Source organism: Thiomonas sp. FB-Cd (genome assembly GCF_000733775.1).
GTDB lineage: Bacteria > Pseudomonadota > Gammaproteobacteria > Burkholderiales > Burkholderiaceae_C > Thiomonas_A.
This window is the reverse complement of the sequence record NZ_JPOE01000002.1, coordinates 1,194,365-1,217,699: the sequence shown is the minus strand read 5'-3', so window position 1 is coordinate 1,217,699 and position 23,335 is coordinate 1,194,365. Positions and strand designations below refer to the sequence as shown.

General features: G+C 61.8%; 24 protein-coding genes. 14 read left to right on the top strand and 10 right to left on the bottom strand.

Annotation, left to right across the window (positions count from 1 at the left end):
* The 10 genes from CD04_RS0105945 to flgB all read right to left on the bottom strand — a co-directional run bounded on the left by CD04_RS0105945 (nucleotide 1) and on the right by flgB (nucleotide 8,039).
* A complete protein-coding gene (locus CD04_RS0105945) occupies nucleotides 1-417 on the bottom strand; it encodes a hypothetical protein (protein WP_031404997.1) in 417 nt (138 codons plus the stop codon).
* 58 nt (nucleotides 418-475) lie between these two features.
* Nucleotides 476-1,612, bottom strand: a complete 1,137-nt coding sequence (locus CD04_RS0105940; protein WP_031404995.1) for a glucosaminidase domain-containing protein — start codon at nucleotides 1,610-1,612, stop codon at nucleotides 476-478.
* Between the two features lie 16 nt (nucleotides 1,613-1,628).
* A complete protein-coding gene (locus tag CD04_RS0105935) occupies nucleotides 1,629-2,771 on the bottom strand; it encodes a flagellar basal body P-ring protein FlgI (protein ID WP_031404993.1) in 1,143 nt (380 codons plus the stop codon).
* A 23-nt stretch (nucleotides 2,772-2,794) separates the two neighbouring features.
* Nucleotides 2,795-3,481 (bottom strand): flagellar basal body L-ring protein FlgH, encoded by a 687-nt coding sequence (locus tag CD04_RS0105930; RefSeq protein ID WP_031404991.1) that lies wholly within the window; start codon nucleotides 3,479-3,481, stop codon nucleotides 2,795-2,797.
* Nucleotides 3,482-3,494: 13 nt separating this feature from the next.
* Nucleotides 3,495-4,280, bottom strand: a complete 786-nt coding sequence (gene flgG / locus CD04_RS0105925) for a flagellar basal-body rod protein FlgG (RefSeq protein WP_031404989.1) — start codon at nucleotides 4,278-4,280, stop codon at nucleotides 3,495-3,497.
* A gap of 57 nt (nucleotides 4,281-4,337) precedes the next feature.
* Nucleotides 4,338-5,075 carry a flagellar basal-body rod protein FlgF gene (gene flgF, locus CD04_RS0105920; RefSeq protein ID WP_031404987.1) on the bottom strand — a complete coding sequence of 246 codons (738 nt, stop codon included), beginning with the start codon at nucleotides 5,073-5,075 and terminating at the stop codon, nucleotides 4,338-4,340.
* A gap of 104 nt (nucleotides 5,076-5,179) precedes the next feature.
* Nucleotides 5,180-6,421 (bottom strand): flagellar hook protein FlgE, encoded by a 1,242-nt coding sequence (gene flgE / locus CD04_RS0105915; RefSeq protein ID WP_031404985.1) that lies wholly within the window; start codon nucleotides 6,419-6,421, stop codon nucleotides 5,180-5,182.
* 54 nt (nucleotides 6,422-6,475) lie between these two features.
* A complete protein-coding gene (locus tag CD04_RS0105910) occupies nucleotides 6,476-7,174 on the bottom strand; it encodes a flagellar hook assembly protein FlgD (RefSeq protein ID WP_031404984.1) in 699 nt (232 codons plus the stop codon).
* 24 nt (nucleotides 7,175-7,198) lie between these two features.
* On the bottom strand, nucleotides 7,199-7,615 hold the full coding sequence (gene flgC, locus CD04_RS0105905) for a flagellar basal body rod protein FlgC (protein ID WP_031404982.1): 417 nt from the start codon (nucleotides 7,613-7,615) through the stop codon (nucleotides 7,199-7,201).
* A gap of 16 nt (nucleotides 7,616-7,631) precedes the next feature.
* The gene (gene flgB / locus CD04_RS0105900; protein ID WP_031404980.1) at nucleotides 7,632-8,039 is read right to left on the bottom strand and encodes a flagellar basal body rod protein FlgB; all 408 of its coding nucleotides are present in this window, start codon (nucleotides 8,037-8,039) and stop codon (nucleotides 7,632-7,634) included.
* A gap of 290 nt (nucleotides 8,040-8,329) precedes the next feature.
* Here flgB and flgA point away from each other — a divergent pair, with 290 nt between their 5' ends.
* The 14 genes from flgA to CD04_RS0105825 all read left to right on the top strand — a co-directional run bounded on the left by flgA (nucleotide 8,330) and on the right by CD04_RS0105825 (nucleotide 23,292).
* A complete protein-coding gene (gene flgA, locus CD04_RS0105895) occupies nucleotides 8,330-9,133 on the top strand; it encodes a flagellar basal body P-ring formation chaperone FlgA (protein ID WP_051848973.1) in 804 nt (267 codons plus the stop codon).
* Nucleotides 9,134-9,337: 204 nt separating this feature from the next.
* Nucleotides 9,338-10,345 (top strand): GGDEF domain-containing protein, encoded by a 1,008-nt coding sequence (locus tag CD04_RS21470; protein ID WP_081857821.1) that lies wholly within the window; start codon nucleotides 9,338-9,340, stop codon nucleotides 10,343-10,345.
* Nucleotides 10,346-10,437: 92 nt separating this feature from the next.
* Nucleotides 10,438-11,739 carry a hypothetical protein gene (locus CD04_RS23615; protein WP_156030118.1) on the top strand — a complete coding sequence of 434 codons (1,302 nt, stop codon included), beginning with the start codon at nucleotides 10,438-10,440 and terminating at the stop codon, nucleotides 11,737-11,739.
* Between the two features lie 83 nt (nucleotides 11,740-11,822).
* Nucleotides 11,823-12,371, top strand: coding sequence for a chemotaxis protein CheW (locus CD04_RS22495; RefSeq protein WP_231480483.1), 549 nt, complete (start codon nucleotides 11,823-11,825; stop codon nucleotides 12,369-12,371).
* Nucleotides 12,368-13,573, top strand: coding sequence for a hypothetical protein (locus CD04_RS0105870; protein WP_197033042.1), 1,206 nt, complete (start codon nucleotides 12,368-12,370; stop codon nucleotides 13,571-13,573). The genes CD04_RS22495 and CD04_RS0105870 overlap by 4 nt, the downstream gene beginning before the upstream one ends.
* 70 nt (nucleotides 13,574-13,643) lie before the next feature.
* Complete coding sequence (locus CD04_RS0105865; protein ID WP_231480482.1) at nucleotides 13,644-15,149, top strand: flagellin; 1,506 nt, start codon at nucleotides 13,644-13,646, stop codon at nucleotides 15,147-15,149.
* A 125-nt stretch (nucleotides 15,150-15,274) separates the two neighbouring features.
* Entirely contained in the window at nucleotides 15,275-15,700 is a 426-nt protein-coding gene (locus CD04_RS24110) for a hypothetical protein (protein WP_197033041.1), read from the top strand.
* A gap of 87 nt (nucleotides 15,701-15,787) precedes the next feature.
* Complete coding sequence (gene fliD, locus CD04_RS0105855) at nucleotides 15,788-17,749, top strand: flagellar filament capping protein FliD (RefSeq protein WP_031404964.1); 1,962 nt, start codon at nucleotides 15,788-15,790, stop codon at nucleotides 17,747-17,749.
* Nucleotides 17,750-17,775: 26 nt separating this feature from the next.
* Nucleotides 17,776-18,159: a flagellar export chaperone FliS gene (fliS, locus tag CD04_RS0105850; RefSeq protein WP_031404962.1), complete on the top strand. Its 384-nt coding sequence runs from the start codon at nucleotides 17,776-17,778 to the stop codon at nucleotides 18,157-18,159.
* A 77-nt stretch (nucleotides 18,160-18,236) separates the two neighbouring features.
* Nucleotides 18,237-18,827 carry a PilZ domain-containing protein gene (locus CD04_RS0105845; protein WP_031404960.1) on the top strand — a complete coding sequence of 197 codons (591 nt, stop codon included), beginning with the start codon at nucleotides 18,237-18,239 and terminating at the stop codon, nucleotides 18,825-18,827.
* A 57-nt stretch (nucleotides 18,828-18,884) separates the two neighbouring features.
* The gene (gene motD, locus CD04_RS0105840) at nucleotides 18,885-19,769 is read left to right on the top strand and encodes a flagellar motor protein MotD (RefSeq protein WP_038167515.1); all 885 of its coding nucleotides are present in this window, start codon (nucleotides 18,885-18,887) and stop codon (nucleotides 19,767-19,769) included.
* Nucleotides 19,766-20,650 carry an SPOR domain-containing protein gene (locus CD04_RS0105835; RefSeq protein ID WP_031404956.1) on the top strand — a complete coding sequence of 295 codons (885 nt, stop codon included), beginning with the start codon at nucleotides 19,766-19,768 and terminating at the stop codon, nucleotides 20,648-20,650. The genes motD and CD04_RS0105835 overlap by 4 nt, the downstream gene beginning before the upstream one ends.
* A gap of 106 nt (nucleotides 20,651-20,756) precedes the next feature.
* Nucleotides 20,757-21,833 (top strand): sigma-54-dependent Fis family transcriptional regulator, encoded by a 1,077-nt coding sequence (locus tag CD04_RS0105830; protein ID WP_081857818.1) that lies wholly within the window; start codon nucleotides 20,757-20,759, stop codon nucleotides 21,831-21,833.
* Nucleotides 21,834-22,266: 433 nt separating this feature from the next.
* On the top strand, nucleotides 22,267-23,292 hold the full coding sequence (locus CD04_RS0105825) for a sigma-54-dependent Fis family transcriptional regulator (RefSeq protein WP_038167514.1): 1,026 nt from the start codon (nucleotides 22,267-22,269) through the stop codon (nucleotides 23,290-23,292).
* Nucleotides 23,293-23,335: the final 43 nt, after the last annotated feature.

Here is a 23,335-nt window from a genome sequence, read left to right as displayed (position 1 = left end):
TCAACCTCGGCCCAGGGTCTGACGCTGCGGCGACGACATGCTCGAAGCCGGGCCGTACACCGGCGGTGGCTGCTGCCGGGCGGCCTTGGCCATGGCAAGCTGGATCGCGGCGATCCACACGGTCAGGGTGTGCTGCAGGCCTTCATACTCGTGTCGCAGCGCCAGAACCTGGGCTGTGAGTTCGGCAGATGGCGGCTCACAGTCGCCTTGCTGCCGGTGTGCCGCGTACGGTTGCAGGCGATCAAGCAGCGGTTGCCAGATTGGGTTGAGCCAATCTGGCGCTGGGGCTGAGCCATCAGGCACAGCAGTCGCCGGCAGCGCCGAATCGCTGTCCGACAAGTTCTGGCGTTTGCGACGCAGCACGTCAGTGAGCGCAGCCACCAGGCGGGATTCGTCCATTAGGGCGGTGGTGGTCATGGGGCTGCGTCTTTGGGCGGTCGGTTTAAAGGCTTTAACGGCACGGTGGGGCGGAACTTTAGTTCGCTTGGAGCCCCAACGCCGATAGGGCGTCGCGCATCAGGGGGCTTCGCGCCATGGCCACCAGCTTGCTCGCGTACCGCGGATCAGTCGCATAGCCGGCGTGCTGCAAGGCCGCAGCAAATCCGGCAATATCGCTGCCATGTCCGAGCACGCTCTGGTAGCGCGGCGAACCCAGCAGCATCTGCGTATAGCTCTGAACGCTGTCCGCTGCGCTCTGGTACGCACGGAACGCAGCGCTTCCGAGATGCGTTACGCCATGGGCAACTTCGCTGGTCAGCCTCGACAGTGACGCCCCGGACCAATCTGCCGACGCCTTCATGCCAAACAGATTATGGCCTGGCGCGTGGCTGCCCCAGCCCGTTTCCAGAGCGGCCTGCGCAAGAATGGCGACTGGGCTGACCTGCAACGCCGTTGCTGCCTGCTGCACGCTCGGCAGGATGGATCGAATGAAGGCCTGTGCCTTGTTGGCTAGCGCCGACGGTTCGCCACCTTCCGTGGCTTGCGATGGCGTCGCTGGCGCTGGAATGGCGACTGGGCTGACCTGCAACGCCGTTGCTGCCTGCTGCACGCTCGGCAGGATGGATCGAATGAAGGCCTGTGCCTTGTTGTGCAGCGCCGACCGCTCACCACCTTCCGTGGCGTGTGATGGCGTTGCTGGCGCTGGAGTGACTCCACGGTGCGCGAGGTAGCCTGCAATGCCTGAAGCTGCAGGGGTCGTCTGGCTGCCCAAGCTCTTGGGGACTGCGGAGCCTTTCGGGGAGACGGTTGCTGCGGCCGAGGGGTCATGTGGCTTGCCGCCATAGCGCGTGGCCAGTTCCTTCGCGATGAAACTGGCCAATCCGATGCCCTGACCTTGGCTGATGGTCGTGGCGATCTGCTGGTTAAACAGCGACTTGAACATGGGGCCGGCAGTGCCACCGAGCATATCGGGGCCAAGGCTCGTGGCGCTCATTGCTGCAAGCATCTGCTGCACCAGAAGCGCCTCGAACTGTTGCGCCACGGCCTTGATCGCCGCCGGATTGCGCGGATTCGCCTTGGCTGCTGCCGACAACTGGTTCAGCCCTTGAAAGGACAGGCTGTTGTCGACAGCCGCAGGAAGCGCTGGGGCGATGGGCAGGGACGGGGTTTTCATCGTGGGTCGCCGACGGTCAGATCACGTCGAGTTGCGCATGCAGCGCGCCGGCGGCCTTCATCGCCTGCAGGATCGCGATCAGGTCGGTGGGCGTGGCGCCCACGGCGTTGAGTGCGCGCACCACGGCCTCCAGGGTCACGCCCGGGTTGAACATCAGCAGGTCGGCTTTTTCCTGTTTGGCGGTCACACTCGTCTTCGGCACCACCGCGGTTTGCCCCGCGCCAAGTGGGTTGGGCTGACTCACCTCATATTGGGTGTTGATCGTCACCGAGAGGTTGCCGTGTGCCACGGCACAGGCGCCGAGCGTGACGTTCTGACCCAGCACGACGGTCCCGCTGCGGGCATCGATCACGACTTTGGCTGGCGGGGTTTCCGGCGACACGTCGAGCGCCTCCAGACTGCCCAGAAAACCTGTGCGTGCACCGGGATTGGCGGGTGCGCTGACCTGAACCATGCCCGCGTTCAATGCCACGGCGGTATTCGCGCCATAGTGCTGGTTGATGCGGTCGGCAATACGACTTGCCGTGCCGAAACTCGGTGTATTGAGTGCAAGGGTGAGCGGCCCGGGTTGGTCGAAGCCATTGGCGACGGTGCGCTCCACGGTGGCTCCGTTGGCCACCGTGCCTGCAGTGAGAAAGTTCACCTGTGTGCTGTTGCCGCCGGATGCAGCGCCAAAACCGCTGACCACCAGATTGCCTTGCGCCACCGCGTAAGTCTGGCTGTCAGCGCCCTTGAGCGGCGTCATCAGCAAGGTCCCTCCAGCCAGGCTGGAGGCGTTGCCAACGGCCGAGACCGTGACGTTGATGGTCTGTCCAGGTTGAGCGAATGGCGGGAGCTGCGCGGTCACGATGACCGCGGCGACGTCCTTGGGTTGCAGGTTCGACGCCACGCTCGGCGGCAGATTGATGCCTAGACGTTGAAACATGTTGAGAAGCGATTGGGTCGTGAAAGGGACCTGGGTCGCCTGATCTCCAGTGCCCGAAAGGCCCACCACCAGCCCATAGCCCACGAGCTGGTTGACCCGCACCCCCTGCACGCTGGTGAGGTCGCGAATTGCCATGGCCTGGGCTGCCGTGCTGGCAGTAAGCAGGGTCAGGGCAAGCAGCAGCTTGTGCAAACGCCCAGAGCGCGAGCGAGACAGTGTGTTGGGCGTTTGCATGAGATCGAGTGCGTCAGTGTCGTTCAGAACGGCCATAGCGAGAGGAAGAAACCGGTCAACCAAGGGACTTTGGCCGCCGCGTAGACGCTGCCATTGCCGCTGTATTCGACGCGAGCATTGGCAATCTGTGTGCTCGACACGGTGTTTTGCGGCGAGACGTCAGCCGCGCGCACGACGCCCACCACGCGAACGAATTCGTGTCCGCCATTGAGCATCACTTCCTTCTGGCCGGAGATTTCCAGGTTGCCGTTGCTCATGACCTGAACCACAGTGGCTTGCAGGGTTGTGGTGAAGGTGTTGCTTTGCGCGGTGGCGCCGTTCCCGCCGAACTTCTGTGCCGAGGTGGCCCCAATGCTGGGGCTGTAGGCGCCAAGCGTCGGAGCAACCCCGAAAAGGCTGGAGAGACCGGCACTCACGCTGTCGGACTTGTTGATGGTGGTGTTGGTGGACTTCGTGGCGTTGGCGTTTTCCTGGATCAAGACCGTGATCAGATCGCCCACGCGGTGGGCACGCGTGTCCTCGAACAACGTCACATTCGTTCCAGGTTGCCAAATCGAGCCATTGGCCGTGTGCGCGTTCATGGCCTCGGGCATTGCTGGAACCGGCAAGGGCTTGAGGTGCTCGTCGGCCATGTGATCGGGCATGGCGGCGCAAGCGCCGAGCAACAGCGCCAGCAACGATGCCACAACAGGGTTGACACAGGTGCGCATAGGTGGCGCCAACTCAGATGTTTTGCTCGACGTACTGCAGCATCTGGTCCGAAGCCTGCACTGCCTTGCTGTTGATCTCGTAAGCGCGCTGCGTGGAGATCATGTCCACCAGTGCAGAGACCACATTGACGTTCGACGATTCGAGATAACCCTGTTGCACCGAACCCAAGCCATTGAGTGTGGGCTGACCCGTATTGGGGCTGCCGGAGGAGCCCGTTTGCAGATAGAGGTTGGTGCCTACGCTTTGCAGCCCTGTGGGGTTGACGAAGCTGGCGAGCTGCAAGGTGCCGACCTGCTGCGGCGCCGCTTGACCAGGCAGGGTGACGGAGACCGTGCCATCGTTGCCAATGGTGACGCTCTGCGCGCTGGCAGGAACCGTGACGGTGGGCTGTATCAGGTAACCGTTGGACGTGACAAGTTGGCCTTGGTTGTTGAGCTGGAAGGTTCCGTCCCGGGTGTAGGCGATGGTGCCATTGGGCTGCAGCACCTGAAAGAACCCCTGGCCGTTGATGGCCACGTCGAGGGAGTTGCCGGTTTGGGTCAGATTGCCCTCGGTCATCAGCCGCTCGGTGGCGATTGGGGTCACGCCCGTGCCAAGTTGCAAGCCTGAAGGGTATTGGGTCGTCTGTGATGACTGCGCCCCGGGTTGTGTCAGGTTTTGATAGAGCAGGTCCTGAAAGACGGTCCGGGCGCTCTTGAAGCCGGTGGTGTTGACGTTAGCCAGATTGTTGGAAATCACATCCATGCTGGTTTGCTGGGCCTGCAGACCGGTGGCGGCGATATAGAGGGAGCGAATCATGGGGGAGATCTCATTCGAGGGGCGTCGACAAGGGGTGGGATTGAGGCGAAAACGCCGTCAGCTCACATTCAGCAACTGCGTTGCGGCTTGTGCGTTCTGGTCCACGGCCTGCATCAATTTGGTCTGGATTTCAAAGGCGCGGGAGTTGTCGAGAATCTGGATCATGGCCTGCACTGGACTGACGTTGCTGCCTTCAAGCGCGCCCACGTCCAGTTCGACTGATCCATCCTGCTGAGCGGGTCCCTTGGTGTCGCGGAACAGGCCGTCGGCGCCACGTTGCATTTGCGTCTCAGGCGGATTGACGAGTTGGATGCGGTTGACCACAACCAGTGCATTGGGCTGGCCACCGACCGGTACACCGGATATGGTGCCGTCAGTCCCAATCTGCACCGATTGCAGCGGCGGCAGCGAAATCGGCGCGCCTCCCTGGCCGAGCACCGGATTGCCGTCACTCGTGCTCAGGATCCCGCTGCTGGAGACCTGCAGGTCGCCGTTGCGGGTGTAGGCGGCATCGCCGTTTTGGGCCTGCACAGCAATCCACCCAGGGCCCTTGATCGCGACATCGAGATTGCGGCCGGTGTGATTGATCGGACCTTCCTGGAAATCGGCGCGATTGCCTTGTGTCGTGACATACGCATTGCTCGGCAAGGGTTCGCCATAGACAGGCAAGGCGCGAAACTGGGCTTCCGTTGCGCGGTAGCCGGTGGTGTTCACATTGGCCAGATTGTTCGTGACCGCGTCTTGTCGTCGCAGGATGGCTCGAGCGCCGTTGGCGGCAATCCAAAGAGTATCCATGGGTCAGGTTTCGCTTGAGCTTTGAATCCGGTCGAAAGGCCAGATGCTGTGTCGTGAATCGATGAGGGGCGCTCAAGGCGTTTTGGGCGCGTGGGACTGTTGCCTTACAAAGAAAGCAAGGTCTGGACCACCTGATTCTGGGTCTTGATGGTCTGAGCATTCGCCTGGTACGCCTGTTGCGCGACGATCAGATCGACCAGTTGCGTCGACAAGTTGACGTTGGATTGCTCCACCGCGCTGGACTGGAGCGTGCCCAACCCGGTGGAACTGGGTTGCCCGGTGAGCGGCTGGCCAGACTGGTAGGTTGCAGCGTAGTAATTGTTGCCAACGCGCTGCAAGTTCTGCGGCGCTGAGAAGTTGGTCAGCGTAATCTGGCCCAGGATGGACGACTGGCCGTTGCTGTAGACGCCATAGACGACTCCGCTGGGGTTGATCGACAGGTTGCTGAGTTGGCCCACGCCATAGCCGTTATTGGTGACGCTGGTCACCGCCGACGGCGCGCTGAAATTGGTGGAGCCGGCGAAATTGAGGGCTATCGTGCTGCTCGAAGCGCCATCGGCCCAGTTCAGCCCGGCAATGGTGCCGCTGGCAGTGCCGCTGACGGAGCCGGTGGCCGTGAACGGCAAAGTTCCGAATGACCCGGACGTGGTACCGCCCGCGGCTGTTGTGCCATTGACCGAGTAGTAGACATTCCAGGTTGGTGTCGGTGTCGCACCGGAGGTGAGCTGGTAGTAGCTTGTCAATAGATGGGACGATCCAAGGCTGTCATAAACCGTCGTACTTGTCGAGTAGTTGTAGGTGGTGGGGTCATTGATGTTGACAGCTGTGCCGCTGGCAATCGGCGTGGCTCCGGCGTCCAGATTGAGGCCGATACTCAGACCTGACGTCGCTTGCGGCGCCAGGATCGTTGCCGTGACGCGCAAGGGACCGGCGCCACCCGTCAGCGCGCCGCTCACGGCAGGAGTGCCGATGAGCTGGCCGCCCGCAGCATCCACGATATAACCGTTCTGATCGAGCTGGAACTGACCGTTGCGGCCGTAGACGGTTGCGCCGTTGTAGTTGAACTGGAAAAAGCCCGTGCCGTTGATGGCAACGTCCAGCGGGTTGCTGGTGGTCTGGATATTGCCTTGAGAGAATTGTTGAGCCACGGTTTGCACGGTCGTGCCAATGCCGATCTGCCCGGCAGCGGGAGCGGTGCCTGCAATTGCCGAGGCGTAGGCATCAGCGAACTGGGCGTTCGACTCCTTGAAGCCCACGGTGTTGGCGTTGGAAATGTTGTTGCCCATCACCTGCAGGTCGGTGGAGGCGGCTTGCAGGCCAGAGAGTGCTGTTTGGAAGGTGCTCATCGATATCCCCGAATGGGTGGTATGCAGTGCTGGACCGGGACGCTTGGCAGGCGCTTACATCACGCCTTGAATGCTCGAAAGTGGAATCGTGCCGCTCTGACCTTGAATCTGCAGTGACGGGCCGGTACTGGCATTCAGGTAGACCGACTGCACCGTGCCCGTGCCGAAGGGAATGGCGGCCACGCTTTGGCCGCCAGAGTCCATCGCCTGAACGCTGAAGGTGTAATTGCCCACAGGAGCGGGTTTGCCGGTGGAATCCGTTCCATTCCAATTGAACGTCTGCACCCCGGTCGGCAAGCCTCCGAGCTTCAAAGTCTGGATGACTTGTCCTGCAGTGTTCTGAATCTGGACCTGCACGTTTTGCGCAGCGCTGGCCAGGGTAAAGCCCCCGGCTGTGCCTCCGCTAGCTCCCAGACTGACTGAGTTGTTGTCGAACACCACGTTTTGCCCGACCAGATTAGCGGCCTGAAGACCTTGGGACTGCGCCATCTGCGCGGTCAGCGCCGCCATGGATTGCTGCATGGACTGCACCCCGCTGGCGGTGCTGAATTGCGCCAACTGCGCCGACAAGTCTGAATTGCTCATCGGGTTGAGGGGATCCTGGTTGGTCAGTTGCGTGACCAGCAGGTTGTAGAACGTGTTGACGTTCCCCAGCCCGCTCAGGCCGCTGGCGCTACTACCCGAGGTGCCGCTGCTGCTGCTCGTCTGCAGCGATGAGAGAAAGGCGTTGCTGCCAATGGAAGGGGTGGTCATGGTGTGTCCTTCAAGCGTTCAGGCTCATTGGCCCAAGGTGAGGGTTTTAAGAAGCAGGTTCTTGGTGGTGTTCATCACGTTCACGTCCGCCTGGTAAGCGCGCGACGCGGAAATCATGTTGACCATCTCGTCAACGGGGTTCACGTTCGGGTAAGCCACATTGCCTTGCTTATCCGCCAGCGGATTGCCCGGGTCGTACACCAATTTCATGGCGCCAGGCTTTTCCACGACGCCAGCGACCTGGACGCCCTTGACGCCAGCAGGGATACCGGGTCCAGAGAGCGGTTGCGCGGCAAACACCACTTCGCGAGCGCGGTAGGGTTGGCCGTTGGAGCTGGTGGCTGCATTGGCGTTGGCCAGATTGCTGGCGACGACATTGAGCCGGTAGCTCTCGGCATTCAGGCCGGAGTTGGAAACGTCAAGTGCAGTAAACAGGGACATGGCTTGCGAGGAACGTTCAAGTGCCGGTGATGGCCGAAGTCAAGGTTTTGATCTTGCCAGTCAGGAAGGTCAGGTCGGCTTCATACTGAATACTGTTTTTCTGAAATGCCGCCTGCTCCCGGTTCATATCCACGGAGTTGCCATCGAGACGCACGGTATTGCCGGCTTCGTAGACTACAAAATTGGCAGCTGGATTGCTTCCAGCTGTCGCGGGGAGCTGGCGGGCCTGCTCGGTCTTCAGGGCCAACGTGGTGCCCTGGCCGGTCAGCGCACCGTGCAGGGCCTTGGTGAAATCCAGATCCACGGCTTTGTAGCCTGGCGTATCCGCGTTGGCCATATTCGCGGCCAGAAGTTGCTGGCGGTAGCCGCGCAGATTGAGCGCCTTTTGTAGCGGAGCGAAGGTGCTGTCGAGGGCAGAAATCATGGTGGTTTTTTCGGGTGGACGCCCAACCTACTGCACGAAGCATGCCAGTAAGCCTTTGGTCGCATCCTCGCATTCTTCGAGGAGAGGGATCAGAAGCGAGCAATGCTCGGCACAGAGCGATTGGCAATGGCGTATGCGGCATCGGGCGCGTTGAAGCGGCAAGACCTTGCCGCCCGGCGGCAAGCTTTGTGAAGTGCCGTCCGCGCCGCGGGCGGCGCGGACGGTGGTATGGACCTTGCTGCTTCATGCTCAATCCAATCTTGATGGTTGGGAGCCCTGTTCCAAAAACGATGAACGATCCACACGAATTTGACGTCCCCTTCCGGCAGCCCAGGCTGATGCCAGTGCCACCGGCCCCGCTTGCGGTCGTGCGCGGCGTTGTGATCTTCTGCCTTGTGATGCTCGGTCTTGCAACCACGGTAATTGCAGCACCCCGGGCCACTCAGACCGGGGCGCAGGAGTGGGAGCGTGCCACGACCATCCGCCAAACGGTGGAGGACTTCGTGCGCGGTCGCTTGCCGCAGCAGGCTCAGCAACCGCGCATCGCGATTCAGGGGCCGGCTGCTGGCCTGCATTTTCCACGCTGTACACAGTTGCACGCACAGGATTTTGGCTCCGCCAACCCATTTGGGGCACAGACTGTTGAGGTGCGATGTGAAGCGCCGCAGGTGTGGTCCCTTTATCTGCCGGTGCAGGTTTCGTGGCCGCAGGGTGCGGTGATCGCTGACCGTGCGCTGGGCGCCGGGCACGTGCTGACCATCGGCGATCTGTCCGTGGTGCAACGCGACCTGTCCAAGTTGCCCGCTGGTGCCGTGACAAAACCCGAACAGGCCATCGGCCGCGTGCTTCAGTACAGCGTGGCGGCCGGTCAAAGCATTACCCAAGACATGCTCACCGGGCGGCAGATTGTGCATTACGGACAATCGGTTTCTCTGGTGGCGATCGGACCGGGGGTGCGACTGGTGGCTTTGGGCATGGCCCTCGAGAACGGACGCGAGGGCCAAACCATCATGGCGCGCAACGTGCAATCCGGCAAGGTTGTCACAGGCGTCCTCGATTCCGAGGGTCAGGTCATGGTCGCCCTCGGTCCCTAGAGGATCGAAGGTGCGACTTCCATTTGGCTCGTCAAATTCATGACGGCGCTGACGGGAAATGCAAAGGAATAGGCGAAAAATCTAAAGTTCTCTAAAAGATAAGAATAAAAAGTGAAAAAAATTGATAAAAGAAGAATAAATGCCGAATCTTGGGCTGGCATTGCGCTTGCTTAAGCTTGGCACACATTAGGAGGAGGCGCGCCCATGTCCGTCCCTGCACCATTACGCGATACCCTGTCACTGCCATCTGTGGTGCAGCATGCTGCCAGCGTGCCGATTTCAGGCGTCAACATGGGATTTGAAATGGTCACCGCGGTGCCAGGTTCCCAGGCTCGACATGATGCCATGCGCACGGCGCGGGACCTGTTCGCCGCATGGTTGCAGCGCTGTCTTCGGCAGGGCGCCTACAGGCAACGCGCACAAGCCGTCGCGGCTGTACCGACGCAAGCCATCACGCGGCACCTAGACCAGGCGGTCCAGGGGGTGGCGGAAGCGGCATCTCTCGCGTTGGCACAGACAAACCTCGCTGAAGCATTGGTGGATATTGAATTACTGGTCGAAAGACTGGCCGCCGCAATCAAGACGCAGCCCGAAGCGTTGCACATTTACGATCAGCTGGTGGAACGAGGACTCGAGACGCTGCAGCATTTGGCGGAAATCGAGGTGGAACTTACTGCTCAGCAAGCTGGACTCGATCCGCTTACTGGCCTTCCTGGCCGTCGAGCTCTGCAGCACTGCCTGCTCGCAGAGCAGGCAAGGGTGCGGCGCCACGCCGACGACTGCGCCCTTGTGTTGATTGACCTCGACTGCTTCAAGCGCGTCAACGACCGTTATGGCCACCTCGTCGGTGACCGCTACCTGGCGGCGTTTGCTGGTGTGCTGGGTGCCGAGCTGCGTCCTTACGACAAGGCCTTCCGGTACGGCGGCGACGAATTCGTACTTTGTCTGCCGCAAGCGACAACTGAGCAGGCATCCGCAGCTGTTGAACGCATCCGGGGCAGGCTGCAGCGACAGCCGCTTCTGGTGATCATGGGGCAGTCTTTGCACGCCGAGTTTTCTGCGGGCGTCGCCGCATTGGAGCGAGGACAAAGCGTGACCGACAGCCTCGCCGAGGCCGATGCCTTGCTCTACGCAGCAAAGCAACCGAAATCCGTCCCCATCGCAGCGCCGGGCCTGCGTGACATCAATATTTTCCGGGACGGCAGCGCCTGAAGAATTGGCGCCCTTGTTCGAACTTCTGCGTTCATGTTCATGGTGCCGCTACCCTGTCAACGTGCTCCGCGACCTGGGGTCGGGGAGCAGGAGTGAGTCTCGCGCACGCAACTCCCGCCGAATTGATGGCGGCTTTTTTCGTCGACGCACGCCGGTTCCTGGTTCAGATTGAGCGGGCAGTGGCTGATGCCGGGCAAGGTGTGGATGCCTTGCAGGCCTTCGGCCAGGCTGGCGAGGCTTTGCGCGGCATTCGCATCGGCGCTGCCTTTCTTCGACTTGACGCAATCTGCCGGCTCTGTCGGCAGGGAGAGCAGGAGCTCCTGGTGCAACTGCTGGCGGTGAGCGTTGGAAGGCCACTACATTGGGAAACGATGGTCGCGGTGGTGGCCGGGCTGCGCGCTGAACTTGCTCAGCCTCAGCCTCAGCCTCAGCCTCAGCCTCAGCCTCAGCCTCAGCCTCAGCCTCAGCCTCAGCCTCAGCCTCAGCCTCAGCCGCAGCCTCAGCCGCAGCCGCAGCCGCAGCCGCAGCCCCGCATTGACCCGTTGGCAGAGCCCAACGCCGATTGGCACCGGCTCTTGCAGGGCCTGGCGGAGATGCCAGACTTGCTACGCGAGCACCTGCAAGCTTTGCAAGCGGTGCACGAGACCTGGGTGGGGCGCAACGCCTGCTCGATCGCAGATGGGCATGGAGATGGGGAGCCGTGCGATCCAGGCTCCAGGCCTGGTGATCGGGTCGGTCCCGAGTATGTCGCCAAACCAAGTGATGAGCGATTGCGCGGGCACGCAATCGGGGAGACACCCAGCACAAGGGTGCGAGACGCTACGAATGAAGATGCAGATCCGTCTGAGCCAATTGAGCCATTGAGCATGGGTGAGCCGCATGCCGAACATAGCGCCGGTGCGCTAGTCCCCGAAGCGAGTCATCCTGGTCGTTTTCAGCCGTGGAATGGCAGCATGGCCGTGCGCCTCGTTCGCTTGGGACAGTGGCTGCTTGCGTTGCCAGAGGCGAGCATTCTTGGCGTCGTTCCCGAAGATCGCCGCCGATTGACGCTTCCGCGGGGCGACGCCCTGGTGTTCACAGAGGCGGGGGCTGCGCCGATCGTGCGGCTACCGGCCGTCTGGAGCGTTGAGACCGCAGATGACGCAAAAGACGCAACGCTGGGATGCACCCTCCTGCTGCGTGACGACGCACACGTTTTCGCAATGCGTGTCGAAGCCTGTTTTTCCACAAGAACTCTGCATGTCTGGTCTATGCCGGCGAAGGTGGGCTCGGCATTCGGTATCGTTGCCGCAGCAGTGCTGTCCGAAGTGACATCCGGCCCCAACATTGCGCTTGTCCTTTCACCGGCCTATCTTGCGAGCCGGTGCAGACGGGATCCGGTGGCGCAACGATGACCTCGCCGCCATCGCGATCCCCTGATGCGGACGAAGGTGAGGCAAATTGTGTCGACGATCGGATGGTTTCTGATGCATCGGGCATGGATGGTTCGCGCAATTCGTTGGGTGTGATTTCGAAGTCAGGACATTGGCTCGTGCTCGACGTGGACGGGCAGGCGTGCGCTATTGCCAGCGGGCAGGTGAGGCAAATTCGCCGATCCGACGGTATCGTGGCGCTGCCCGGGCGCAACCCTTGCTATCCGGGCCTTCTGGCCTGGCAGGGTCGCCCTCTGGTCGTGCTCGACCTCGGCGCCTGCCTCGGCCGCCGGCCAAGCCTGGGTCTGCTTGCCGCGCGCGTCCTGGTGTGTCAGTTAGAGGGGGAGTGCTGCGCCTTGGTCGTTGATGCTGTGCGCGGCTTTCACCGCGAGGCGTCGGGCGAGTCACAGCGCATTACCGTCTCGCCAGGTTTGCCGCCGCCGTGGAGTGCCATGACGGCGCTACTGCCGCTGTCCTTGGCCGCCGACGGCGAGGTTTGTGCGCTGTTGCACCTTCCCACGCTCTGGGACGATTGCCTGTCTCTTATGCCTCTTATGCCGGAGGTTGCACCGTACACCGCCTCGCCTGCGGCTTCACAGGAGCCTGATTCGTGAAAATGTCACCGTCAAGAGCCATCACCATGATGTGGCTGCTTTGTAGTGCCTGGATGGCCGGCGTTTGGTGGATCGGGCACGGTAGCGTCGCGCCCGGGCCGGGTGCGACGCTGTTCATGGTGGCGCTTGGAGCAGGGGCGTTGTTCCTGCTGTTTCTCTTGATGTATCTGCGCATTGCCTTGCATATCGAATTGGGCAAGCTGCGCGCGGACATGAGGGCGGTGCTTGAGGGAACCTTCGTTGGGGAGGGGGGCGTGGCTCCGGAATGGCGTGGACTGCTGGACGATTTGCGCCTCGCAACTCAGCGTCAGCGGCAGGAGATCGGTACCCTGCGCGAACGCGTCATCGACTGCGAGCAGGAGCGTGACGTCGCGTGCGCCCGCGCCCGCGATGCTGACGCTGCTGCAAGCACCGTCTGTCAGTCGTTAGCCGAGGCGAGGGACGGCCTCGCGCGATCGATCGAGCGCCTTGCCGCTGAAAGCGCCGAACGAGAAGCAGTGTCCGGCACGCAAAATGAGCATGCCCACCACCTCCTTGCCGTACTCACGCCACGTCTGGCGAAGCTTGAAGCATCGCTGCTGACACTTCGGCCTTTGGAGGTTGAACTGGCAGGAAGATCGCAGATTGATGAAGTTCGCATGCCAATTGCGAATCAGCACCTCGATCAGAATCCTTCAGGCTGGCAGCATCTGGAGCGCGTGGCGGACGCGCTCCAGATGCTGGGCTTGAATTTTCGGCTAGCGTTGGAGCGGCTTGACCTGCAGGGTCGTGTGGGCGATGAGGTGCTCGAAACCATCATGCAGGATCTCGACCCCTTATGTGCCGAGGCGGCAGACCTGCAGAAAACTGTGCGTCGCGCGAATCAATTGGGGATGGAGGTGAGGGCATTTTCTGGCGCAGTGACCGGGCAAAGGGCACACAAAGCTTGGGCCGATGTCCTACATCAGATCTCTACGTTTCGGGCACATGCCGAGCAAGATGTTCGCTATGGTTTCGCTGCGATGCAGCAATTTCGCGCTGGCTTAGAGGACGCCCTTGTCTCAGCCACGAATCCTTCGCCGTCATCTCAGGGCGTTCGGGAGGCGCAGTTGGTGATCGAGGCGCTGTTGCAGCGGGTTGAGCCTTGGTTTGCGCGCGGCCGAGCCGAGGCCGCTCTGCCTTCCGGCGTCGAGCTTTCATCGGCGTCCGCGCCGCAGGGCTAAAGTTAGCTGCAAGCGTGTCGTCAATCCGAGTGCGGGCAGCTTCGCCTGCATCCGGCACGGAAGCCGGATCATGTCCATCCATTGGAGCATCATCATGGCCATCTCCGGCATTATCAACACCAACGTCAATGCGCTGAACACCCTGAACGCCCTCGGCAGCACTTCGAGCAGCCTGAGCACCTACATCCAGCAACTCTCCACCGGCAAGCAGATCAACGGACCCGCCGACAATCCTGCCGGTTACGCCATCGCGCAACGCTTCCAGACCCAGATCAATGGCTTGAACCAAGCCGTGTCCAATGGAAACCAGGCCGTTTCGCTCGTGCAAACCGCTACCGGGGCGCTACAGAACGAAACCAATCTTCTGCAGCAGATTCGCACCATCGCCGTCCAATCCGCCAACGGTTCCAATACTGCGTCCGACCGATCCTCCCTGCAGGGCGTTGTATCGCAGCTTCTGGCGCAGGTGCAGACCATCGCCACGCAAACTCAATTCAACGGGCAAAACATCCTCGATGGCAGTTTTTCGGGTCAGCAGTTCCAGGTTGGCGCGAATGCCAACCAAGTGATCAACGTGTCCATCTCAAATTCGCAAGCCAATGCAGTCGGCGTCAACACCATCGGCACATCCGGGGCCGTATACTCAGGGGCTAGTGGCTCAGCCACCAACAATGGCTACGATTCCGCCTACACGCTTAGCACTGGCGCCGGTAATTTCACGAGCGGCACGGTCTCGATCTCCGGTTCGGTGGGTGTCGCGAGTGTCTCCGTCGCATCAACGGACGCCTCCGCGGCGTCAATTGCTGCGTCCGTCAATGCTGTGACTCAAAATACAGGGGTTAGCGCGACGGCCAACACCAGCGTCGCGTTTACCGTTGGCTCGGGCTCTTTCAGCTTCACGCTGAGCAACGGCACCTCGGGTTCACCAACCAACCCAGTCACCATTTCCGCCAATGTCACCGATCCAAACAGCGCTACTGGTTTGAGCGGTCTCGTTGCTGCGATCGATAACAGCACTGCGCAGACTGGTGTGACTGCTAGCGTGAATACCAGCAACCAACTGGTGCTTACGCAGAATCAGGGTCAGAACATTCTGATTTCGGGCTTTGGTGGCTCGGGGACTCTTACCGCGGGCGCAGCCACGGCAATCAGCAGTGGCGCGGGTACTGCGCTTGTGCAAGGGTTTGTGCAGATGGCGTCGACTCAAGGTTATTCCTTGGGGAATGGCTCAAACATCGGCCTAGGCTCGATCAGTTCCTTGCAGGCGGCCTCCACCGCCAACGTGTCCACGGTTACCGGGGCTAACCAAGCAATTTCCATTATCGACAACGCCATCAACTCCCTGAATCAGCAAGGTGGGGCACTCGGTGCCATCCAGAACCGGATTCAAGCCTCGGTGCAGAACTCGCAAACCACTGCGACCAATCTGCAGGCGGCCCAGTCCGTGGTACAGGACGCCAACATCGCGCAGGCGACGACGCAACTGTCGAAGTATCAGATTCTTCAGCAAGCCGGTATCTCCACGTTGGCGCAGGCCAACTCACTGCAGCAAAGTTACTTGAAGCTTCTGCCGTAAGCACAGTCCTAATTTTCACAGGGACTTCCCCGGGGCGCTGCAAAGTGCCCCGGGGCTTTGCCATCTGAACGGTGGTTTTGTCTGGGGAGTTCTTCGCGTTTTAACCGGTTCTCCGTGGGGGCCTCATGAACATTCAAGGTGTGGCAGGATTGCCCGATGCGGGCGGCGTGCAGAAGCGGCCAAGTGGCGATCCGCTCAACGTGGCCAAGACGCCGGAAGGCGCAGGCGTCCCGTTGCCCGGATCAGCATCAATTCCGCCTGGCGGCGCAGCCGCGGCAACGCGTCCGGACACGGCGCCGGCTGCACAGCTGGCACAGGCTGTGGCCAACGTGCAAAAGCAGATCAGTGCGCAGGAGTCTTCGGTAGCCCTGACGGCAGGGCTCGACCCTGGGGGCTCGCATCCGGGGCAGGTGCTGGTGCAGCTCAAGGACAATGTCACACAGCAGGTTTTTGTCCACTATTACGTCCCGGCGGAGCAGGTTGCAAAGGCTGCAGCGCAGGGCCCGACTCAGGGGGTGCCGCCTGGCACGCTGCTGAAAGGGAAGGCCTGAGCAAGGGTTTGGGCTTGCGTGGTTTCAAGTTTGCCGAAGCTGCGTCGTTAAGTCATTTAGGAAGCGCACACGCGTTCGGAGTCAACCATGTCGTCGGTGTCCATTTCGGGTTTGGTTAGTGGGATCAACGTGCAGTCGCTGATCACCACGCTCAGCGCGGCTTACCAGCAACCCATCACCTTGCTACAGAACCAGGAGCAGTCCTACCAGACGACCGTGAGCGCTTGGGGCTCGGTCCAGAACACCCTCTCAAGCCTGCAGTCGGCAGTCGGCAACTTGCAGAACGTCACGAGCCTGAACAATCGCACGGTCAATCTGAGCAACACCAGCGCCGTATCAGGCACGGCCAGCGCGAACGCGCCGCTGGGCAGCTATTCACTGAGCAACATCGTTCTGGCGCAGACGCAGAGCGTGTATTCACAAGACTTCGCGTCAGCCACCAATACCGCAGTTGGCACGGGCACTTTGCAAATCCAGGTTGGTAGTGGATCCGTCACCAATATCAGTGTTGGCAGCGCAAACAACACGCTCAATGGCATCGCCGCGGCTATCAACGGGTCCAATAGCGGGGTGAACGCCGCAGTCATTTACGACGGCACTGGCTACCGCCTGACCCTCACGGGCAACAACACCGGCGCAGCGAATGCCTTTACGGTGAGCGCCAGTGGTGCGACGGGTTCATTGGCTGCTTTGAGTTACAGCGCCAGTACCTCCGGCGGCATGAGCCAGAGTCAGGCTGCGCAAAACGCTTCAGTCAGCATCAACGGCTTGGCCATCACCAGTGCCACGAACACCGTGAGTGGGGCGATCCCGGGCGTGAGTCTGAACCTGCTGCAGGCAAGTGGTTCGTCAACGCTGACGGTGGCCAATGATTCGAGCGCATTTGTGACCTCGGTGCAGAGTTTTGTCACCGCATTCAACTCGACCATGAGCACGCTGAATCAGCTCACCGCCTTCAACGGGGGAACGGGCACGAGCGGATCATCTGGCCAGAGCGGCCCATTGATCGGAAATGCCGGGATCCAGACGCTACGCACGCAGTTGCTCAATCTGATCAGCGGCCAGGGTATTGGCACGACTCCCGGCAGTTCTTATACATCCTTGGGTGCGGTGGGCCTGAGCCTGGCACAGGACGGCACGCTCGTGCTGAACTCGGGCACGTTAAACCAAGCGCTATCGGGCGATTACAACGCCGTGGCAGGCCTGTTCGGGCAGGTCGGCAGTGCCACGAATGCCAACGTGCAGTTCGTCGGCGCGGGCAATAGCACCCAACCGGGAACCTATGCGGTGAACGTGACGACACCTGCGGCACAGGCAAGCGTCACGGCATCCAACGCGATTGCCAGTGGCGGCCTGAGCAGCGCCGAAACACTGGTCTTCGGCTCGGGAGCAACCAGCGTATCGGTGCAACTGGCCTCGGGGGCAACCATCAACGCGATTGTTGCCACCATCAATGCCACATTGAGTCAGCAAGGTTTGAGCGACATCACAGCCGTCAACAATAACGGTAGCCTCCAATTTCAATCGTCCGGCTACGGTAGTGCACAAAGCTTCACGGTGGTGTCGACCCAGGCTGCCTCAAGTGGGAGCACTGGGATTGGGACCACATTGCTCACGGCAAAGGGGGCGGACGTCGTTGGTTCGATCAACGGGCAGACCAGTAGCGGTGCGGGCCAGCAGCTCACGGCCACCGGGTCGGGTGCGGCGCTCGGATTGCAGTTAAGCATGACGGGCCAGGGCACGGGAAACCTTGGGACTGTCACCGTCAGCCAGGGCCTCTACCAACAGATGAACACGATCTTGACGCAGGCACTCAACACGCAGAGTGGTTTCGTCTCAGCGGCCACCAGTGGCCTCAACAGCACCATTACGAGCATCAACCAGCAAATCACGCAGTTGCAAAGCAGCGCAGCGGCACAAACCACGTTGTTGCAGCAGCAGTTCAATGCCATGCAAACCCAGGTGTCACAACTGCAGTCCGTGGGGCAGTACCTCACGGCCTTCTTTAACACCGGCACATCCAGCAGTTCATCCACTACCAGCGGTTGAACGTACGTTATTTCCAGGAGGCATTCATGAGCGCAGGTTTGGCCGTACAGGCCTATAGGCAGGTCGAGCAGCAGGGCGTATCGGAAGACAAGCTTCTCGTACTGGGTCTCGATGGCATTCTCGAGTACCTGAGGCGAGCTAAAGTGGCCATCGGAGACGGGGCAACGGAGCGCAAACTCGCCAGCCTGAGCAAGGCCTACCAAATCGTCGAGCACTTGCTCGTCGCGCTTCCGGTGCCCAGTGGACAGGATGCCACACCTTTGGGCAACCGCCTTGGTGGGATCTACCGCTACCTGCTCGAACGCATGGCCCAGGCCAACATTTTCGACGACGTGCAGGCCATCGACGACTGCGCAGCCGTGGTCGGAGCCTTGCGCGACTCGTGGCTCGAGGGCCTGCGACGCGTGTGAGCGGCCGCTGATTGCGGCATGGAGCGGGCGGGGTATGCTTGACGCTGTCGCCGCCTGCCCCTCGAGGAAGCCCAGCCATGTCCGAGACCCTTCCCCCTGAACCGTTGGATCCGTCCGACGTTGCATCGCTCTTGCCGAGGGCAGACGCCGTCCATCTGGAGGCCGTGCTACCGATGGACTGGGTTGAAACGATCACTCCGCAGTCGGCCCTGGCGGACGTGATGGCTGACAATGGAACGTTGCTGCGTGCGCTGCTGATGCTTGATGATTCGCGCGTCCCCGCAGACGCTGAACAAGGTCGAAACGACGCGATTCAGCATCTCGAACGTCGCATCGACCTTTTGCTCATCATGGCCAGCACAGCGCTTCGAGGCATGAATGTTATGCCTCCGGAGCGCTCGTGCGTGCTGTCGGCGCGGCATCTGCTTTGGGGCAGTGACGAGGTCGTCGGCGTCGGTCGCCGCGTCTGGGCGCGTATCTACCTGCGTCACCGCATCGCTCTGCCGCTGATGCTGCCGGGACAAATTGTGGAGGAGGTGGCGGAGGGCGATGTGCTGTGGCATCGAATGGCCATCGAGTCCCTCGACGACGCGCTGCAGGGTGATCTGGAGCGATTCATCTTCCGCCACCACAGGCGGCAGGTCGCTCGTCAGCGCGCCGCGGGCTAACGGTGGCTGGAAGGAGCTTCGGCCGTGACTCTTCAATGAGGACAGGAACGCAGGATCATGGGACGTAAGCGGCGGCAGGACGAGCACGAGAACCACGAGCGGTGGCTGGTTTCCTATGCCGATTTCATCACGCTGCTATTTGCTTTTTTCGTGGTCATGTACTCAATATCCTCGCTCAATGAGGGCAAGTACAAGGTGCTTTCGCAAACGCTTGTGTCGGCGTTTGCTGGGCAGCCGAGCGCGCCCAACCCGATTCAGGCCGGCGCGCCGTATTCCAACGCGCCCAGCGTGATCGACCTTCCGCCGCTACCCCGCCCAACGAGCATCGCCCCGATGCCCACGCGCCCCCACGCAGCGAATGGCCCGAAGGGCGGCACGGCGCTGGGGCAGGACCCGGTGCAACTGAAGCTTCAGGCCATTGCGCTGACCATGGCCGAGCGCCTGGCCAGCCAGATCAACAAGGGTGAGGTGCAGGTACGCATCACGCCGCTTGGCGTGGTGATCGATATTCACGACAACCTTCTTTTTGCCTCAGGCCAGGCACAGCTTTCACCGGTGGCGCAAGGTCTCCTGCAAGAAGTGGCCGGGGTGCTCAGCGGTCTTCCTTATCAGATCCAGGTCAACGGATATACCGACGACAAGCCCATTCACAATCCACAGTTCCAGTCCAACTGGGCACTTTCTGCAATGCGCGCCGTATCCGTCGTGCATATGTTGATTGAGCAAAGCGTACCGCCCGGGCAACTCATCGCAGCAGGCTACGGGCAATACCATCCGGTGGCGTCGAATAGCACGACCGGGGGCCGCGCGGCCAACCGCCGCGTGAGCATCGTCATCGTCTCACCGGAGCAGCCCACGGGGGCCGTTGGTGTTGCGGCCGCCCAACCTCTCGCTCCCGCCTTCGCACCTGCCCATTCAACCGCGACCCGATCTGCCTCGTGACCGATCCACTCGACTCGATCCATAAGCGCCTGCGCTGGCTCAATCGCGGCGTACTCGTAGCCGGCGTTCTGGTGCTCCTAGGCCTGTTCATCATCACACTGCGCACGCTACAGCCGTCGAAACCCAAGACGGTGATCGTTGCAGTGGCCGTGCCGAAGCCGCCGCAATCGGGCACGTCTGCACCCACGCCCGCGAGTGCGTCCAGGCCTTTTCCTGCCGTCGCTGCATCCGTGCCGGCCACGCCCCCAGCCTTGGTGGCGTCCAGGGCCATGACTGCCAGCGTGTCCACGTCTGCCATGACGCCTGTGCCCGGGGTGGGCGCGTCGGGCGCATCGAGACCGCAGGGCGCCGCATCTGCCGCATCTTCCGGGGCGGTGGCCAAGATGCAAACGCGGCCGTCGCAAGCCTTCACCTCGGAGCCCACCCCGCCCAGTCGCCACATAAGCGAGCCCGTGAAGACGCATGCCGCAGGTGCTGCGCAACGCCAGGCGTTCAAGGCGGCTGAATCGGGCAAGGCGATCCATGTGGCGAAGCCGGCACCAAAACATGAGCGTAAGCGCGAGCTTTTGACCAGGGCGAAGGAGCGGGACGTGCGACACCACGCTGCGGCGCATCGGGAGGTTGCCGCAGTGCTCACATGCAAGCGCTCCGGATGGTATGTGCAGGTGGGAGCTTTTGCTGACGCGCGGCGCTTTCAACGTCTGAGAGCGCGTCTCGAACGCGCGAGCTACAAGCCCTGCAAGGCGCCCGAGGCGCCCGGGGGACTGAGCGTGCTATGGGTCGGCGACTACCCGACGCGCGACGAGGCTCAGCACGCCGGCAAGCGGCTTGAGGCTTCGCTGCGCAGTGCGGCCTACGTGCGCCATCTGCCGCCGCGCTAAAGCGACCGCACGGGCCTGGCCGTGCCAGCGTTGAAGGGCTGCTGCGTTGCTGCGTTGCAACGCATCGCATCGGCGCGTGCGGCCAGAGTGCGAGAATGTGCAGGTTATGACTGCCCCATCGCCATCTGTGATTGCCGAAGGACCTGCGCTTGAACCCCAGCTTTTGGGCGACAGCCCTCCCATGGTGGCTCTGCGCGCGCTGATTCGGCGAGTGGCGGGGGCTGACAGTACGGTGCTGATCCAGGGGGAGTCCGGTACAGGCAAGGAACTCGTGGCCCGGCTGCTGCATGCGTGGTCCCCACGAGCCTTGCGCCCCTTCGCCGGGGTCAATTGCGGTGCAATACCCGGTGAATTGATGGAAAGCGAGCTGTTTGGTCACGAGCGCGGCGCGTTCACCGGGGCGCAGGGCATGCGCAAAGGTCGCTTCGAGCTCGCCGGGCGTGGGACTTTGTTTCTCGACGAAATCGCAGAAATGGCGCCGCCGCTGCAGGTCAAGATCCTGCGCGTGCTGCAGGAGCGCACCTTTGAGCGCGTGGGTGGTTCTGAGACCCTGCAGGCCCCGGCGCGCATCGTTGCTGCCACGCACCGCGACCTGGAGCAGCAGATTCAGCTTGGGCGCTTTCGCGAAGACTTGTTTTACCGCCTGCATGTCGTGCCGATCCACATCCCGCCCCTGCGCGACCGAGGGGAGGACATTCTTCTGCTTGCCTACCAGGCGTTGCGACAGTTGGACGCCTCTGGGCTGGGCCACGTCCGGTTAGGCGATGGCGTTGTGAAGGCGCTGCTGGCCTATCGCTGGCCGGGTAATGTGCGGGAGTTGCATAACCTGATGGAACGGCTGGTGATCCTGCACGGCGGATCCACAGTGACGCTGCGTGAGCTGCCACCAAAGATGCTAGCGGCGGACTTCCAGACAGCTGCAGTGGAGCCCCTGACGGATACAGATGACGGGCTCCAGGATCTGATGCGGCTCGTGGCCGATCCGTCCGTTCCGGTTCTGCCTTCTCAGGGGGTCGATTTGAGGGCATACCTGGAGCGCATCGAGCGCTCCTTCATTGAGCAGGCGCTTGCAGCGAGCAATGATGTCATCGCTCACGCAGCAGGCAAGCTCGGGCTGCGGCGCACGACGCTTGTGGAAAAGATCCGTAAATATGGTTTGCGCGCTGCGGTCTGCGATGTCTAGGACGATTGCCTTTGCGCAAACAGGCATGTGTCAAGATTCGGGCTGGATCGGCCTGGTTGAGTCAAGGTTTTGACGCCGAGCGATCGTAAAGCCTCAGGCGCATGTCAGTGATGGGCAGATTGGGCTTCGTGCGCGCCACGGAGAGCGGGCACTGGAATTGCTTACGATGGGGTGTGCATGCCACTGCCAGCGGGTTTTTGCCGGCATGGTCCCGTGCGGACCCACCCGATCACCCGATCACCATGTCTACGACCCCACTTCAATTCGAGCCGACGCGACGCGCACCTCGCGGTAGAAAGCGCTTGGGCCAGGCGCCATGGATGGCGGCATGCGCGCCGGGACGTGACTCGCCCATGCCAGGCGCCCATGGCGAAGGCGAGCACGTGGCGCAAGGGAAGTGCTTTTGATGAGCTATCCCGGGCCTGATGCCCCAATGCAGCATGAATCGGTCGACGCGCCAGGATTGATCGCACGCTCGCCCGTCATGCAGCAGGTGCTCGAGATGGCCCGGCGCGCTGCGCAGACCGACGTTGGGATCATGCTCCTGGGGGAGAGCGGCGTGGGCAAGGAAGTTGTGTCTCGCTTCGTGCACCGCGCCTCACCCCGGGCCCAGGGACCATTTATCGGGATCAATTGCGCTGCAATTCCCGAGACCCTGCTCGAAGCCACCCTGTTCGGCTATGAGAAGGGCGCCTTCACAGGCGCGTCGCAGTCTGCGCCCGGCAAATTCGAGCAGGCGCAGGGCGGCACGCTACTGCTGGACGAAGTCACCGAGATGGCTCCAGGCCTGCAGGCGAAGCTGCTACGCGTGCTGCAAGAGCGTGAAATCGAGCGCGTGGGTGGCCGTAAGCACATTGCGCTGGACTTGCGAATCATTGCGACGAGCAACCGGGAATTGCAGCTTGCGGTCAAGCAAGGCGTATTACGCGAAGACCTCTATTACCGGCTGAGCGTGTTTCCGCTGCGCATTCCGCCGCTACGCGAGAGGCGCGAAGACATCCTGCCGCTGGCCGCTTCCTTGTTGGAGCGCTATGCGGGGCTTTACGGACTGAAGCAGATGCCGCGGCTCGACCCTGGCGCGCAGCGGGCTCTTGCAGAGTACCGCTGGCCGGGTAATGTGCGCGAACTCGAAAATGTCATTCAGCGCTCGGCCATCTTGTGCATGCAGGGGGTGATCACGGCGGGTGACCTGCTGTTGCAGCAGGACAGGGGTACGACCGATGGCGCGCTGCCTGAGGACGGGGCGGTCAGCGTGCAGGCAAAGGCACAGGAGCCACGCGATCTTGGCGATGAGCTGGCCGACAGTGAACGCAAACTCATCGCCGACGCGCTGCGCGAAAGCGGCGGATCGAAAAAACTCGCGGCCGAGCGTTTGGGCATCAGCCCGCGTACGCTGCGTCACAAGCTGCAGCGCATGCGCGAGGCAAGCCTCGTCCCGCCGGCGCCAGGCGAGCGATGAATGAACGCTGGAATGCCTTTTGCTTGAAGAAGGCCAGACGTCG